The 15336-nt window shown below is 66.9% G+C and carries 15 protein-coding genes and 1 tRNA gene; 10 read left to right on the top strand and 6 right to left on the bottom strand.

The features are described 5' to 3' along the window. Positions 1-29 precede the first annotated feature (29 nt). Together DBZ45_RS02375 and DBZ45_RS02370 are read right to left on the bottom strand one after the other, a co-directional pair. Positions 30-284 (bottom strand): hypothetical protein, encoded by a 255-nt coding sequence (locus tag DBZ45_RS02375; RefSeq protein ID WP_223256880.1) that lies wholly within the window; start codon positions 282-284, stop codon positions 30-32. Positions 285-443: 159 nt separating this feature from the next. Continuing rightward, positions 444-1298, bottom strand: coding sequence for a LysR family transcriptional regulator (locus DBZ45_RS02370; protein ID WP_111902377.1), 855 nt, complete (start codon positions 1296-1298; stop codon positions 444-446). Between the two features lie 133 nt (positions 1299-1431). Between DBZ45_RS02370 and DBZ45_RS02365 the strand changes: the two genes are divergently transcribed. Then, complete coding sequence (locus DBZ45_RS02365; protein ID WP_111902376.1) at positions 1432-2760, top strand: MFS transporter; 1329 nt, start codon at positions 1432-1434, stop codon at positions 2758-2760. A gap of 26 nt (positions 2761-2786) precedes the next feature. Here DBZ45_RS02365 and DBZ45_RS02360 read toward each other — a convergent pair. Beyond that, positions 2787-2860: transfer RNA gene (locus tag DBZ45_RS02360), tRNA-Gly, on the bottom strand. A gap of 245 nt (positions 2861-3105) precedes the next feature. Here DBZ45_RS02360 and DBZ45_RS02355 point away from each other — a divergent pair. From DBZ45_RS02355 to DBZ45_RS02345, 3 genes are all read left to right on the top strand, one after another. After that, positions 3106-3552 carry an SRPBCC family protein gene (locus DBZ45_RS02355; protein WP_111902375.1) on the top strand — a complete coding sequence of 149 codons (447 nt, stop codon included), beginning with the start codon at positions 3106-3108 and terminating at the stop codon, positions 3550-3552. Between the two features lie 139 nt (positions 3553-3691). Next, positions 3692-4267 carry a dCTP deaminase gene (dcd, locus tag DBZ45_RS02350; RefSeq protein ID WP_111902374.1) on the top strand — a complete coding sequence of 192 codons (576 nt, stop codon included), beginning with the start codon at positions 3692-3694 and terminating at the stop codon, positions 4265-4267. 157 nt (positions 4268-4424) lie between these two features. Beyond that, positions 4425-5366, top strand: a complete 942-nt coding sequence (locus tag DBZ45_RS02345) for a hypothetical protein (RefSeq protein ID WP_111902373.1) — start codon at positions 4425-4427, stop codon at positions 5364-5366. A 91-nt stretch (positions 5367-5457) separates the two neighbouring features. Here the strand turns inward: DBZ45_RS02345 and DBZ45_RS02340 are convergent, their stop codons facing one another. From DBZ45_RS02340 to DBZ45_RS02330, 3 genes are all read right to left on the bottom strand, one after another. Continuing rightward, complete coding sequence (locus DBZ45_RS02340; protein WP_111902372.1) at positions 5458-6642, bottom strand: cation:proton antiporter; 1185 nt, start codon at positions 6640-6642, stop codon at positions 5458-5460. A 5-nt stretch (positions 6643-6647) separates the two neighbouring features. Next, entirely contained in the window at positions 6648-7130 is a 483-nt protein-coding gene (locus DBZ45_RS02335) for a cation:proton antiporter regulatory subunit (RefSeq protein WP_111902371.1), read from the bottom strand. 87 nt (positions 7131-7217) lie between these two features. Next, entirely contained in the window at positions 7218-8621 is a 1404-nt protein-coding gene (locus DBZ45_RS02330) for an MFS transporter (protein ID WP_111902370.1), read from the bottom strand. Positions 8622-8811: 190 nt separating this feature from the next. Between DBZ45_RS02330 and DBZ45_RS02325 the strand changes: the two genes are divergently transcribed. From DBZ45_RS02325 to mnhG, 6 genes are read left to right on the top strand one after another with little or no spacing between them, the layout of a single operon-like run. Beyond that, entirely contained in the window at positions 8812-11928 is a 3117-nt protein-coding gene (locus tag DBZ45_RS02325; protein ID WP_111902369.1) for a Na+/H+ antiporter subunit A, read from the top strand. Further along, on the top strand, positions 11925-12506 hold the full coding sequence (locus DBZ45_RS02320) for a Na(+)/H(+) antiporter subunit C (RefSeq protein ID WP_111902368.1): 582 nt from the start codon (positions 11925-11927) through the stop codon (positions 12504-12506). The genes DBZ45_RS02325 and DBZ45_RS02320 overlap by 4 nt, the downstream gene beginning before the upstream one ends. Then, positions 12503-14104 carry a Na+/H+ antiporter subunit D gene (locus DBZ45_RS02315; protein ID WP_111902367.1) on the top strand — a complete coding sequence of 534 codons (1602 nt, stop codon included), beginning with the start codon at positions 12503-12505 and terminating at the stop codon, positions 14102-14104. The genes DBZ45_RS02320 and DBZ45_RS02315 overlap by 4 nt, the downstream gene beginning before the upstream one ends. After that, positions 14101-14646, top strand: coding sequence for a Na+/H+ antiporter subunit E (locus DBZ45_RS02310; RefSeq protein ID WP_111902366.1), 546 nt, complete (start codon positions 14101-14103; stop codon positions 14644-14646). The genes DBZ45_RS02315 and DBZ45_RS02310 overlap by 4 nt, the downstream gene beginning before the upstream one ends. Then, positions 14643-14921 (top strand): monovalent cation/H+ antiporter complex subunit F, encoded by a 279-nt coding sequence (locus DBZ45_RS02305; protein ID WP_111902365.1) that lies wholly within the window; start codon positions 14643-14645, stop codon positions 14919-14921. The genes DBZ45_RS02310 and DBZ45_RS02305 overlap by 4 nt, the downstream gene beginning before the upstream one ends. Next, positions 14911-15324 (top strand): monovalent cation/H(+) antiporter subunit G, encoded by a 414-nt coding sequence (gene mnhG / locus DBZ45_RS02300; protein ID WP_111902364.1) that lies wholly within the window; start codon positions 14911-14913, stop codon positions 15322-15324. Before DBZ45_RS02305 ends, mnhG begins: the two co-directional genes overlap by 11 nt. Positions 15325-15336: the final 12 nt, after the last annotated feature.

Raw genomic sequence — 15336 nt, 5'->3', positions numbered from 1 at the left:
CTCTTGCTTTGTTGCTTAGCTTTTGCTGCCTAGCCCAGATACCAGCCGGGTGGAGCCCACGACGCGGGGACGCTGTGTGCGGAGAAGTCCTCGCAGCGCGTGCAGGTGTACGCGACTTCGCCCAGTTTCCGGACGGTGCCGTCCTGGCGGTGCTTGGGCGGCACGAAGGACTCAAGGTAGATGAACTCGTCTGTTCCGCATTTTTCGCAGTTGGGCTGGCCGACGTATTCGGCGTCCACAGTCATGGAGTGGCGGGTAAAGCGGGGGTTTGCGGCTGTTGTCACGGCGTACCTATCCCGAACACACGGGCGTCATTACCTGGCATGTTCGTAATCGAAACCTGTGCATGTTATCGGCCGCTGCATGACCGCAACAGTCACAGCATAGGCCAGCTGCGAACCGTTATCAATCATTTTTGCTGCCGTACCCCGCGCCGGGCCGGCTCAAACAGGCTTCTTGAGGGCTCTTCCCATGATGGCCTGGGTCAGGGCGTCGATGACTTCGGCGTTCGCCAGCGGGTTCCTGATCAGCGTGAAATCGACATCCCCTACCGGCGGCAGCTCGAAGCGTCGGGTGATGGTTTTCAGGTCCTCGGGCACCAGCGACGACGGCATCACGGCCACCCCGATGCCGGCGCGGACTGCCGCCAGCACGCCGCTGATCTGCTTGGTGGTGCAGGTAATGCGCCAGGTCCGGCCCACGGATTCGAGCGCGTCGATGGCAAGCTTGCGGCTCAGGCTGGGCGCGGGATAGGCGATCAGCGGCACCGGATGGCCGGGTTCCAGCACTGTCTGTTCGAGGCCCACCCAGGAAAACGTATCGTGCTGGACCACCGTGCCGTCCTTCGCGCCGGCCACCCACTTCACGAACACGAGGTCCAGCTGGCCGGAATTCAGGCGCTTGTACAGCTGGTCGCTCTGGCCGACGGTGAGCTCGAGGTTGATCTGCGGGTAGATCTGCCGGAACTCGCGCAGGATGCGCGGCAGCCCGGTGATGGCGAGGTCATCGGCCGTGCCGAAGCGCAGCCGTCCGCGCATGGCCGAACCGGAAAAGTAGCGGGCTGCGGCATCGTGGGCCGCGAGGATGCTCCGTGCGAAGCCGGCCATGGCATCGCCGTTGTCCGTCAGCCTGACGTCCCTCGTGTCGCGGCTGATGAGCGTCCGCTTGGCCGCGGCCTCGAGCTTGCGCACGTGCTGGCTGACCGTCGGCTGGGCCAGGCCCAGGCGTTCTGCTGCTTTGGTGAAGCTCAGTGTTTCGGCAACGGCCAGGAACGATCGGAGCTGGGCCGGTTCGAACATTGAGGGCTCCTCGAGGGCGGGCGACCATTACGTTCGGCAATAATAGTTATAGGAGCAATAGTCTTCCACAATTGAAGGTGCGCGCCATAGCGTTGAGGACATCCCCGCCGGCCCGCTCACCTGAGGAACCCCTGTGACACCCCCACCGCCGCCACTGGCCACCGTCACCCAGCCCGTCGCCGTCGCCAGTGAACGCCTTCCGTGGCGTCACACCTTCATCTCACTCCGGGTTCCCAACTTCCGCCTCTTCGCCATGGGTCACTTCGTTGCCGTTATTGCCATCTGGATGCAGCGGATCGCCCAGGACTGGCTGGTGCTCCAGCTCTCCGGCTCCGTCACCGCCGTCGGCTTCACAGTGGCACTGCAGTTCCTGCCATCGCTTCTGCTGGGACCGTGGGGCGGAATGATCGCGGACCGGTTCTCCAAGCGCAAAATCCTCATTGCGTGTCAGTCGGCCGCGGCTGTCCTCGCCGCGGCTCTTGCCGTCCTGGCGCTCAGCGGGATGATCGAGGTCTGGCATGTCTACGCCATCGCGCTGGTACTTGGCCTCGTCACAGTGCTGGACCAGCCGGCCCGGCAGGTGTTCGTCCATGAGCTGGTGGGGCCCCGGTATCTGCGCAATGCCATCAGCGTGAACTCGACGACGTTCCAGCTGGGCGGCCTGATCGGTCCGGCAATCGCCGGGGTGCTGCTGACCGCCGTCGGCGCCGGCTGGGCGTTCGCTGCCAACGCCGCGGCCTGCTGTTCCACCGTGGCCATGCTCCTGCTGCTGCGGCGCGACGAGCTGTTCGTCAGCGCGCCGGCGCCCAAGTCCAAGGGCATGCTGCGGGAAGGGCTGCGGTACGCGCTGAGCAAGCCCACCATTTATTGGCCGTGGCTCATGGTGGGCTTCATCTCCGTGTTCGCCATGAGCCTGCCGGTGCTGCTCGCCGCGTTCGCGGACCGCGTGTATAGCATCGGCGCCGGCGGCTACGGGATGCTGAATGCACTTGTGGCCCTCGGGGCGCTGACCGGGGCGATCGCCTCCACCCGGCGGCGGCAGCTGCGGCTGCGGTCCGTGGTCCTGGCGGCCGGCATGTACGGGCTGATGCTGTGCCTTTCAGCGGCCGTGCCCACCCTGCCGCTCTTCGGCGCCGCCCTGGTGCTGTCCGGCTTCTGGTGCCTGATGTTCCTCACCGCATCCAACCAGCTGGTGCAGACCAGCTCCAACATGGGCATCCGCGGCCGCGTGATGAGCCTGTACATCATGGTGCTGATCGGCGGACAGGCCCTCGGCGGACCCATCATCGGGTTCATCGCCGAGCACGTGGATCCGCACGCCGGGCTGCTGGTGGCGGGAGGGGTGCCGGCGCTCGCGGCGGCGACTGTCGCCGTCGTGCTTGCCCGCAAAGGCGAGCTGACGCTGAAGGTGGACCTGCGGAACCGGCGGGGACTGCTGCGGGTGGTGCGCCGGGCGGCGTGACGCCAGAGGCGCATTCAAGGAAGGTTTGGAGCGGCTGACGGGAATCGAACCCGCGTATCAAGCTTGGGAAGCTAGCGCTCTACCATTGAGCTACAGCCGCAGTCGCACCGGAAACTGCCCGGGGCAGAACCTAGCTTAGCGTAGTTGTGCGGCGCCGCCGGCCATCTTTGATGCGGCCCGGGGCGCATCGGCAAACCCAGACACGGAGGCTCCCGTAACTGTTCGGTAAAGGCCCGGGCGGTGCGCGGCCGCGGACCGGCGCAGGTGGCTATCCTGAATCTCGTTAGTTGCAGTACAGGGGAACGGGCTACGCAAGACAGGGCCCGACGTCGGATAAGGATCCCCATGGCAGGTGCAGAACACGAGGTCCTCGTTGCGCGCGACGCCATGACGGTGTACTCATTCCTCCTGGACGGCGCCAATCTACCGAGATGGCAGACCGATGTCCGGAGCGTAGGGCTCAGTTCGGGCAGCGCCGGCAGCGTGGGAGCCGGGTACCAGGTCACCATGGACGGTCCCCGGGGCCGCCCCGTGGCACGGGATTACCAGATCACCCAAGCCCGGCCCGGCGCCGAAATCCAGTTCCAGGTGGTGTCCGGCCCGTCCCTCCTACGCGGCGGTTTTTACCTCAGCACCGAGCGCGCCGGAACCCGGGTGCGGTTCGCGCTGGAGGCCCCGTCCAAGAGTTTCTGGAGCTTTGTCCGCCCGGCATACCGGGGCCGGCTTCGCGCAGCGGTGCGGCAGCTTGAGAAGCTGCCCGGCGTTATCGAAGAGCGTACGACGGCAGACTGAGACCCGGCTTTTCCGCTTGTGCTGGGGCGCATTTACTGGGTAGCCGCTCGCCCGCCCACGTGCCGGGGACGGCCGACGGCGGTGACAGGACTTCGCCGTCGAGACTCCGGTACTGCACGGGGCTGGTATTTTTGAGGGTGTGCTGATCTCTGACCGCGACATTCGTGCCGAAATTGATTCCGAACGGATCGTCCTCGATCCGTTCGACGCCGCGATGGTCCAGCCGTCCTCGGTGGATGTCCGGATCGACCGCTTCTTCCGGCTGTTCGACAACCACAAGTACGCCCACATCGACCCCGCCGAGGATCAGCCCGACCTGACCCGGCTGGTGGAGGTGGAGGAGGGTGAAGCGTTCATCCTGCACCCCGGCGAGTTTGTGCTCGGCTCCACCTACGAGACCGTCTCGCTGCCGGACGACATCGCCGCGCGCCTTGAGGGCAAGTCCTCGCTGGGCCGCCTCGGCCTGCTGACGCACTCCACGGCCGGCTTCATCGACCCCGGCTTTTCCGGACACGTCACGCTGGAGCTGTCCAACATGGCCACGCTGCCCATCAAGCTCTGGCCCGGCATGAAGATCGGCCAGCTCTGTTTTTTCCGGCTGACGTCCGCTGCCGAGTACCCCTACGGCTCCGGCGAGTACGGCAACCGGTACCAGGGCCAGCGCGGGCCCACCGCCAGCCGCAGCCACCTGAACTTCCACCGCACGGACATTTAGCCCGCGGGGCTCTGCGCGCCGAGAGGTGAGATCTCGTCGCTTAGCAGCCTCGGAAGCGTCGAGATCTCACGTCTCGGTAGCACGAGCGCCCTGGTCACCTCTCCTCCACACTGGGGATAACCGCAGGGGACCAGCCCGGACGTGCACACAATGGCCCATGAGAAAGCCGTCGCCACTGCCTGGCCAGCTCGCGGGCCGGTCCTTCACCCTCGACGAGCAACGTTCTGCGGGTGTTGCCGCGCACCGCGCCTGGCGCAGCGACCTACGGGTGGCGAGCCGTGGAGTGCGCGTGCCGTGGGGCATCGAACAGGACTTCGCGCACACATGTCGGCTACTGTCCGGGCTGTGTCCGTCATCCGCCTGCTGCCTCGGTACCGCCGGCCGCCTGTGGCGATGCCCGCTTCCGTGGAGCGTCCAGACCGACTTGCGGGTGCATTTGGCGAGGTTCGACGGCGGAAACCGGCCCGTGCGGAAGGGGGTGGCTGGCCACCGGCTTGAGTTACTCGGTGCCGACGTCACGGAGCTCAACGGCATTCCGGTCACGAGCCCGGCACGGACATGGCTGGATCTCGCCGCCATCCTTAAGCTCGAGGATCTGGTGGTTGCAGCTGATTTTTTCGTCTGCAGCCAGTCCCGAAGCTTTGGCCCACGGAAAATTGCCCTGTGTTCCCTGGCCGATCTGCAGCAGCAGGTGGAGGGCCGCAGCGGTGCGCGGGGAATCCGCAAGGCCAAAAGGGCTCTGGGATTGGCCAGGGTTGGCTCGGACTCGGCGCCCGAAACCCGGCTCCGGCTGGCACTGGGCAGGCTGGGTCTCCCCGAACCGAAGTTGGGTTACGTGGTCACGGATGAAACTGGCTGGGAACTGGCCTGGCCGGATCAGGCTTTTCCCGAATTCAAAGTGGCCGTGAACTACGACGGCAGGCACCACCTTGAACCGCGCCAGCGCGAATCAGACATCCGCCGGGATGAGTCCATCGCGGCGATCGGCTGGACTTCGGTGACGATCACGGCGTCGCAGGTGAGGACATGGGGCTTCGACGGGTGCGCTCAGCGTGTGCTGGACGCGTTGGTGCGGTGCGGGTGGCGCGCCGAGAGGTGAGATCTCATCGCTTAACGGCTTCGAAACCGTCGAGAGCTCACGTTTCGACGAACGCCGCGGCCCAATCCGAGGCGGTCACGTGCGCACAAGTCTAGGCCGGGACCGGCTCCGGCCGCGCCGGGCGGGAGAACTTCTTGACGAGCGGCTCGATGTAGCGGGCAGCCAACGGGCCGAGGACCGCCATGATCAGGACGTAGGCTGTGGCCAGGGCGGCGAGCTCGTCCGCCACCACTCCGGAGGTCACGGCGAGGCCGGCGATGACGATGGAGAACTCGCCGCGTGCTATCAGCGCGGCTCCGGCGCGGAAACGACCCGGACGTGCGATGCCTGCGTGCTTCGCGGCCCAGGCTCCGGTGATGATCTTGGTGGCAGCGGTGACAACCGCCAGGACAAGCGCCCAGGCCAGCACCGGCGGGATGGAGGCGGGGTCGGTGTTGAGCCCGAACGCCACGAAGAAGATGGCCGCGAAGAGGTCACGCAGCGGCTCGAGGATCCGCGTTGCGCTGTGCGCCGTGGCGCCGGAGATGGCGATGCCGAGCATGAAGGCGCCCACCGCGGCGGACACCTGGAGCGCGGCCGCCAGGCCGGACACGAGAAGGGCGGCGCCGAGCAGGTTGAGCAGGAAAACCTCGGAATTCTCGCTGTGCACGGCTTTGGAGACGTGGTGTCCGTGCCGCAGGGCCACCAGCAGCACCACGGTGACAACGGCCAGCGAGACGCCCACGGTCTGCATGCCGCCGAGGAAGCTGACCCCGGCAAGCGTGGCGGTGAGGATCGGCAGGTAAATCGCCATGGCCAGGTCCTCGAAAACGAGGATCGAGAGGACCACGGGCGTTTCCCTGTTACCGATACGGCCAAGGTCCGTGATGACCTTGGCCGCAATGCCCGACGACGATATATATGTGACGCCGCCCATGACCATGGCGCCGACGACTCCCCACCCGAGCAGCGCAGCCAGCGCAGCCCCCGGCACGAAATTCAGGACGAAGTCGAGGATGCCGCCCTTCCACGATCTGCGGAGGCCGGTCACCAGTTCCGTTGCCGTATATTCCAGACCGAGCATAAGCAGGAGCAGGATGACGCCGATCTCCCCCGCGAGGTGGGAGAACTCCTTCATGCCGCTCAGTTCCACCACGCCGCCCGCACCGAAGCACAGCCCGCCCACCAGGTACAGCGGAATGGGGGACATCCCGATCCGCCCCGCCAGCCTGGCCAGCAGGCCGAGGCAGAACACGACCGCCCCCAGTTCGATGAGCGTCAGGGCCACGCGGTCCATGACGGTCAGCCGTTGCGCAGGATGTCGGCCGCAGCGTCCAGGCCTTCTTGGGTGCCGACGGCGACCAGCAGGTCACCGGGGTGAAGGAGGACGTCGGGACCTGGTGAGGGAACCACCTCACCTTCACGCATGATCGCCACAATCGAAACACCGCACCGGGTGCGGATGCAGGCCTTGCCCATGGGCTGGTTCTGGAACGGGGAATCCGGGGCGATGGAGAACTGCCTCGTGGTGATCCCCGGAACTTCCCTGTGCGCCTCCGTCAGCTTCATCGCGAGGTGCTGACCGCCGAGCAGATTCCCCAGTGTTGCCGCCTCGTCGCCGGTCAGCGGTATCGAGGCCTGGCAGGTGTCCGGGTCATCCCACGTGGAGACGAACAGTTCGGTCTGGCCCTCGCGGAGTTCCACCACCCCGATGCGCCGGCCGGATGCTGTCATGAAGTCCTTGCGCCGGCCCAAACCCGGGAGGTCCGTCTCTTCCACGTTCATAACATCAGCCTAGTCTGCGAACCCGCGATTTCGGCTGAAACTTCGCGCCCTCCGGGGCCGCAAGTGTACGTTCGCGCTAGGGGTGGGCTAGGACTGGGGGACGACGGCGACCTCGACGTCGCTCGGGGCCTTGACCGGCACGAGGACCAGCAGCCCGGCGAGCAGCACCACCATGATGCCCAAAATGCCCCAGCGCTGCGCGTCCCCCTGAGCCACCAGGGGAGTGGCAACGGTGATGCACAGCGTGAACAGGGCCGGGGCGAGGAAGCTGACGGCGCGGCCGGTGGTCGCGTACAGGCCGAAGAGCTCACCGGATTCGCCCTGCGGGGCCAGCCGTGCCAGGTATGCGCGGGACGAGGACTGCGCCGGCCCAACAAACAGGCAAAGGAACAGGCCGAAAACCCAGAACGTCGTGGCCCCTGACCACGGCACCCCGAAGAGCGTGTGGTTGTCGTTGCCCAGTACCAGGATGACTGTTCCGGCGACCAGCAGGCCGGTGAGGGACCCGATGATCACGGCCTTGGGCCCCACCCTGTCGTCCAGGAAACCGCCGATGACCGCGCCTGCGGCCGCCACGATGTTGCCGAATATGGCGAAGAAGATGACCTGCGGCAGTTCGAAGCCGAAGGTACCGGCCGCGATGATCCCGCCGAAGGTGAAGACCGCCGCCAGCCCGTCCCGGAAGATGGCGCTGGCCAGCAGGAAGAAGATGGTGTGCGGGCTGGTCCGGTAGATCGCCTTGATCCTGCGCGCCAGCAGTCCATAGGAGGCCAGGAAACCGAGACTTGCGGCCCGCTTGGGCTTGGGCAGCTCCGGAACGGCGAACATGACCGGCAGCGCGAAGATGACGAACCACAGGGCCGAGAACACGGCCACCAGCCGGATATTGAGGCTGTCCTGCGTGGAGGCGCCAAACCACTCGAAGCGCGGCTGCACGAAAAGCTGGAGCACGATGAGCAGAGCCACGATGCCGCCGAGGTAGCCCATGCCCCAGCCGAACCCGCTGACCTTGCCGATGTTCCGGGGCGTGGAAATCTGCGCCAGCATGGCGTTGTAGTTCACGCCCGCGAACTCGAAGAACACGTTGGCCAGGGCGATCAGGGACACGCCCAGGAGGAGGAATTCGGGCCGGGGAAAGACGAAGAAGCACAGTGCTGTCAGGATTGCGACGGCGGCCGTGTTGACTCCCAGCCAGAGCTTGCGGCGGCCCCCGGTATCGGACCGCTGGCCCGTGACGGGCGCGAGCAGGGCAATGGCGGCGCCCGCAATGGCCAGGGCTCCACCGAGCACCGCCGAGGCGCGGTCTTCGCCGCCGAACGCCTGGGACGTCAGGTAGACGGTGAAGACGAACGTCGTCATGACCGCGTTGAACGCCGCCGATCCCCAGTCCCAGGCTGCCCAGGCAAGGACGCGGCCCTTGCTGGACGCCTGCGCCCCTGCTTCAAGTTCCGACGGCGGCTGCGTTGCCTCGGATGCGGCTGCGGAGTTCATAGGCCGATGCTATCCGCCCGTGGCGAACAGGGACCCAACAACCCTCCCGTGATCTCGCGAAACTTACCCTGCGCCCGGCCAGCGCGGGGAAAACTGTCAGTACCCCTTGATAAACTGTCGGAACCGAACCCAACGAATGACCGCCAGCTCCAACTTTTGATAACCGAATTCTGACTTTGCGGAGATACCAGTGATCACAGTCCTTGCCGTGCACTTCGCGGTGGCCGCTGTGGCGCCGTTCGTCTTCCGGAAGTTCGGGCGCAACTCGTTTTATGCGCTGGCCGCTGTGCCGGCCGGTTCGTTTGTGTGGCTGTTGTTCCAGCATGCCGCGGTCTACGGCGCCGGCGCCCCTGTAGCAATCGGATCCCCCGCAGAAACCGGCGCACCCGTCGAAACAGTCCCGTGGATTCCAGGCCTCGGCCTCGAATTCGCCTTCCGCATGGATGCCTTGGCTTGGGTCATGTCCCTGCTGGTCCTCGGCGTGGGCGCCCTGGTGCTGGTGTACTGCGCACGGTATTTCAAGGACAAGGACAGCTACCTCGGCGGGTTCGGCGCGCAGCTGCTGGCGTTCGCCGGAGCGATGTTCGGCCTCGTCACCGCGGACGACCTGCTCATGATGTTCATCTTCTGGGAACTCACCACGGTCCTGTCCTACCTCCTGATCGGCTATGCACGGACAAGGCTGGCGGCCCGCCGCTCCGCGCTGCAGGCCCTCATGGTCACCACCGCCGGCGGCCTGGCCATGCTCGTTGGCCTGATTATGCTCGGCGCCAGCGCCGGCACTTACCGGATCTCCGCCATTCTCGAACAGGCACCAGGGCTGGTTTCCGGGCCGGCAGCGGGAGCCGTGGCCGCCGCCGTCGTCCTCATCCTGGTCGGTGCGGTGACCAAATCCGCGCTGGTCCCGTTCCACTTCTGGCTGCCTGGCGCCATGGCCGCGCCAACTCCCGTGAGTGCGTACCTGCACGCCGCCGCCATGGTGAAGGCCGGCGTGTACATCGTGGCACGCCTCGCCCCGGGCTTCACCGACACTGCCTACTGGCTGCCGATGGTCCTCGGGCTCGGCCTGGCCACGATGCTGGTGGGCGGCTACCGCGCCCTGCGGCAGACGGACATCAAGCTCATCCTGGCCTACGGCACCGTAAGCCAGCTGGGATTCATCACCATGGTGGTGGGGCTCGGAAAGCCCGACGCCGCCCTCGCAGGCCTCGCCATGCTGCTCGCTCACGGGCTCTTCAAGGCCACCCTCTTCCTCGTAGTGGGCATCATCGACCACCAGTCCGGCACGCGCGACATCCGCAAACTCTCGGGTGTTTTCCGCTCCTCCCGGGCCCTCGGCATTGTGGCCGGCATCGGCGCCGCATCCATGGCCGGCATCCCGCTGCTGGGCGGGTTCGTGGCCAAGGAATCGGTGCTCGAGGCGTTCCTGCACTTCGCCTCGGCGCCCGGCTACGGCCCCTGGGGCGCAGTGATCCTGGCGGGCGTGGTGCTCGGCTCGGTGTTAACCTTCGCCTACAGCGCGCGCTTCATGTGGGGCGCCTTCGCGGTGAAGCCGGGCGTCGAGCGCACCCCGTTCAAGGCCATTCGCCCCTCCTTCCTGGCAGCCCCGGCAGCCCTGAGCGTCCTCACTATCGTGTACGGCCTGTGGCCGGCGCCTGTGGACGCCTGGATCCAGCCGTACGCGGCCCTGTTTATCGAGGGAACGCAGCTGACGGAAGGAACGTCCGACGCCGGCTCCACGGCGGGTGCCGCGGGGCACCTGGCGCTGTGGCACGGGCTGACACCAGCCTTGGGACTGACTGCCATCACGTTCGCCGCCGGCGCGGCGATGTTCTACGGACGCCGGCTGGTGGACCGGATCCAGAGCGCCATTCCGCCCTGGTTCGACGCCGACCGCGGCTACCAGCTTACGATCGGTGCCCTGGACGACGTCGCAGTGTGGATCACCGGACGCACGCAGCGCGGTTCGCTGTACTTCTACCTGGCCGTGATCCTCAGCGTTGCCTTCGTCCTGCCCATGGCCGCCCTGATCGCCGCGAACAAGCCACTTCCCGAAGGGCTGTATTTCGTCGACCCCAACTCGCCACTGCAGCTGGTGGCAGGCGCCGGGATCGTGATCGGGGCGCTAGCCGCCGTCCGGGCCAACAAGCGGTTCCTTGCCGTGCTCATGGTCTCGGTCACCGGCTACGGCATCGCCCTGATGTTCGCGCTGCAGGGCGCCCCGGACCTGGCCCTGACGCAGATGCTCGTGGAAACAATCATCCTGGTGGCGTTCGTGCTGGCCATGCGCAGCCTCCCGGCGGAGCTGCGCGACCGCACCGGCGGCAAGTACCGGGTGGTCCGCGTGATCATCGGCCTGGCCTTCGGCGCCACCATGGTCTTCGCCGCCATCCACGCCATGGGTGCCCGGATCGCCACGCCCGTCTCCCTCGAGTTCCCGCAGCTGGCCTACGAGGGCGGCGGCGGGCTCAACATCGTCAACGTCACCCTGGTGGACATCCGCGCGTGGGACACCTTCGGTGAAATCTCCGTGCTGGCGCTCGCCGCGACCGGCGTGGCGAGCCTCATCTTCGTCCGGGGCCGCGGGGACCGGCTGCGCACAGCGTCCGCCGTGGCTGAGGGGACCGTCGGCCGGCGCCACGGCGTGGACAAATCATCTCGGGACGGTGCCGCCCTGGCGCTGACCCGCAAGTTCGCCGCGGCCGCACGGGACCCCTGGCTCGTTGCCGGGCGCACGCTGGCACCGGAACGCCGCTCCATCATCTTCGAAGTGGTCACCCGCCTGGTCTTCCACTCGATGATCATCTTCTCGCTCTACCTGCTGCTGGCCGGGCACAACCTCCCCGGCGGCGGCTTCGCGGGCGGGCTCATGGCCGGGCTGGCCCTCACGCTGCGCTACCTGGCGGGTGGCCGCTTCGAACTGCACGAAGCCACCCCCATCAGCGCCGGCACCCTGCTCGGGATCGGCCTGGCCACCGCCGCGTTGTCCGGTGCCGCGCCAGTGCTGCTGGGCGGCCAGGTGTTCCAGAGCGCCATTATCGAGTTCTGGCTGCCGGTCTTCGGGGACATCAAGTTCGTCACCTCCACTATTTTCGACACCGGCGTCTACATCGTGGTCGTCGGCCTGGTGCTGGATGTGCTGCGCAGCCTTGGCGCCGAGATCGACGAGCACTTTGAAGAACGTCCCCTGCAGCTGGACGGGCAGGACGGCGCCGCGCAGGAGGGCGCCGCGGGCATCCAGGACGAGGCCAGCGAAGAAGTGCCCGGCGGCGTCCCGGCCGAATCAACCCGAGGCGGCACTGCATGACCGTTAACCTGACCCTGCTGACCGTCATGGGCGCGCTCTACGCCTGCGGCATCTACCTGATCCTGGAACGCAGCCTCACTCGCGTGCTGCTGGGGCTGATGCTGCTGGCCAACGCCACCAACCTGCTGATCCTCGCCACCGGCGGCTACGCCGGCCTGGCTCCCTTCTTCAGCAAGGACACGGACCCCGGGTCCTACAACGACCCCCTGCCGCAGGCACTGATCCTGACGTCCATCGTCATTTCCTTCGCAGTCACGGCCTTCATGCTGGGCATCATCTACCGGACCTGGCTGCTTGCCCGGCAGGACGACATCCAGGACGACATCGAGGACCGCCGCGTTGCCGAAACGCCCAGCTTCGATGCGGAGGACGACGCCGTCATCCCCGTGGAAACCTCCGAGTTCCCGTTGCCCATGCTCGGCTCGGACGGTTCCGCAGCAGCCGAGTCGACGGCGACCGTCGAAGCAGGCGGGCGGACGCTGCTGGCGGAGCACGCGGCGCTGGAGGAGAAACCCGGCTCCGCAAACTTCACCACGGACACAGACACAGACACGGACACGGAAGGAGGCGCGAAGTGAACCTCGCAAGCCTTGCCCCGCTCGCCGTCGTACTTCCCATCCTGGGGGCGGCGCTGACGTTCGTGCTCATCCGGCATTCCCGCGCGCAGCGCGCGGTGAGCATTGCCCTGCTCTCGCTCACCCTGCTGTTGGAGTGCCTGCTCCTGGCGTCCGTCTGGAACGGCGGCACCGCAGCGGTGAACATCGGCGGCTGGGTGCCGCCGTGGGGGATTGTCCTGGTGGTGGACCAGTTCTCATCGCTCATGCTCGTGGTGTCCTCGGCGGTGAGCCTCGCCGTCCTCGTGTATGCCACCGGGCAGGGCATGGCCGACGGCGACCAGGACGCCCCGGTGTCGATCTTCCACCCCACGTACCTGATCCTCGTGGCCGGCGTCTCCAACGCGTTCCTCTCCGGGGACCTGTTCAACCTGTACGTCGGCTTCGAGATCCTGCTGACCGCCAGCTACGTGCTGATGACCCTCGGCGGCACGGGCCCGCGCATCCGGGCAGGCGTCACGTACGTGGTGGTCTCGGTGGTGTCGTCGGTGCTGTTCCTGATTGCCATCGCGATGGTCTACGGCGCAACGGGCACCATTAACATGGCGGACCTGGCCATCAAGCTCTCGGAGCTGGACGAGGGCACCAAGACGCTCCTGCACGTCATGCTGCTGGTGGCCTTCGGCATTAAGGCCGCCGTGTTCCCGCTGTCCTTTTGGCTGCCGGACTCCTACCCCACCGCGCCGGCTCCCGTCACGGCGGTGTTCGCCGGCCTGCTGACCAAGGTGGGTGTGTACGCGATGGTCCGCACGGAAACCCTGCTGTTCCCCGGGGACAGCCTCAACACGCCCCTGATGGTGGTGGCGCTACTGACGATGATTGTCGGCATCCTGGGCGCCCTCGCCCAAAGCGACATCAAGCGTCTACTGTCCTTCACCCTGGTCAGCCACATCGGCTACATGGTGTTCGGCTTGGCGATGTCCTCGGTGGCCGGCCTGGCGGCGGCCGTGTTTTACGTGGCGCACCACATCACCATCCAGACGAGCCTTTTCCTGGTCACCGGGCTCATTGAGCGCCGCGGCGGCAGTTCCTCGGTGGACCGGCTGGCCGGGCTGGCCAAACTGTCCCCGCTGCTGGCGCTGCTGTTCTTCGTTCCCGCCATGAACCTTGCCGGCATCCCGCCGTTCTCGGGCTTCCTGGGCAAGCTCGGCCTGATGCAGGCCGGTATCGGCCTCGGAACCCCGCTGGCCTACGCACTGGTGATCGGCGGCGTGCTGACGAGCCTCCTGACCCTCCTGGCCGTCGCCAGGGTGTGGAACCGCGCGTTCTGGCGCAAGGCCGAGGACGCGGAGCACCCCGACCCGGTACTCCTGGCAGTTCCCGCCACGGAAACCGCCCCGGAGGGCGGCGCGACGGCGGTTCGCTTGCTGCCGCGGACCATGGTGGGGTCCACGCTGGGCCTTGTGGTGCTGGGAGTGGCGCTCACCGTCTTCGCCGGGCCGCTCTTCCGAGTGGCGGACCAGTCTGCCGCAGCCATGCTCGACAGGTCCGCCTACATCCAGGCGGTGCTCGGTGACGCCGCGCTCGTCCCGGCCGCGGCGCTGGGCGGAGGCGGAAAGTGAGCCGGCGGAGGGTGTCCCTGCGGCAGGAACTGCCGCTGCTGGTCTGGCTGGTCATCGTCTGGGGAGCACTCTGGCAGGACTTCAGCCCGGGCAACCTGCTCTTCGGCGCCCTGCTGGCCGTTGCCGTGGCGCGCCTGTTCTACCTTCCGCCGGTGGAGCTGAGCGGACGCTTCAACGTACTGCGGGCCGTTCCGTTCGCAGTGGCGTTCCTCGGCCGGGTGGTGGCCGCGAGCTGCCAGGTGTTCTACCTGGCGGTGGCCCAGGGGCCCAAAGTGACCAACGCCGTCGTCGCCGTTCCGTTGCGGAGCCATTCGGACCTGATGGTGACGGCCACCGGCCACGTGATCTCCCTGATTCCGGGATCACTGGTGGTGGAGGTGGACAGGTCCACGTCCACCCTCTACATCCACGGACTGAACGTACGGAACGGGGAGGACGTCATCAAACTGCGCAAGGAAGTCAGGGACACCGAGGCGGGGCTCATCCGGATCATGGGAACGAAGGAAGAGCTTTCCGCCCTGAACCAGGAGGTCGGCGCATGATGGGGGTTGTCCTCACCGTCACGGCTGTGGCGCTGGCCCTCGCCGCCGCGGGGGCGATCATCCGCATCGCCCGCGGCCCGTCGCTCTTGGACCGGGTCCTCGCAGCGGACGTGCTGCTGGCCATCCTCGGCGCGGCGCTGTGCATCGACATGGCCGTGAACCGGCACCTGAACAACCTGATGCTGGTGGTTGCCGTCTCCGTTATCGGCTTTATCGGCTCAGTGACGGTGGCCCGGTTCGTGGCCGACAGGCGGGAGCAGCCCAGTGAACCCTGAACCCAATCTCGTGGACGCGGTGATCGACGCGGTGTCGGCCGTATTCATGGTGGTGGGCGCGCTGATGTCCCTTGCCGCCGCCATCGGCCTGCTGCGCTTTCCCGACCTGATGAGCCGCATGCATGCCGCCACCAAGCCCCAGGTACTGGGGCTGTTCCTGCTCCTTGCCTCCGTAGGCCTGCAGCTGCGGACGTGGTGGGTGTGGCCGGTGTTGCTCGTGGCCTGGATCTTCCAGCTGCTCACCGTCCCCGTTTCCGCTCATATGGTGGGCCGCGCAGGCTACCGTACCAAGCACCTCCACAAGGAGCTGCTCAGCAAAGACGAGCTGGAGGCCGTGGTACAAAAGGCGGCCAAGGCGGCCCGGGAATCAGAGGCCGACGACGGCGGCAACCGCACCGCTTAGAACGGTGAGGCC

The organism is Arthrobacter globiformis, from assembly GCF_003261175.1.
GTDB classification, from domain to species: domain Bacteria; phylum Actinomycetota; class Actinomycetes; order Actinomycetales; family Micrococcaceae; genus Arthrobacter; species Arthrobacter globiformis_A.
The sequence above is the reverse complement of the archived record's forward strand: the minus strand, read 5'-3'. Positions and strand labels throughout refer to the sequence as shown.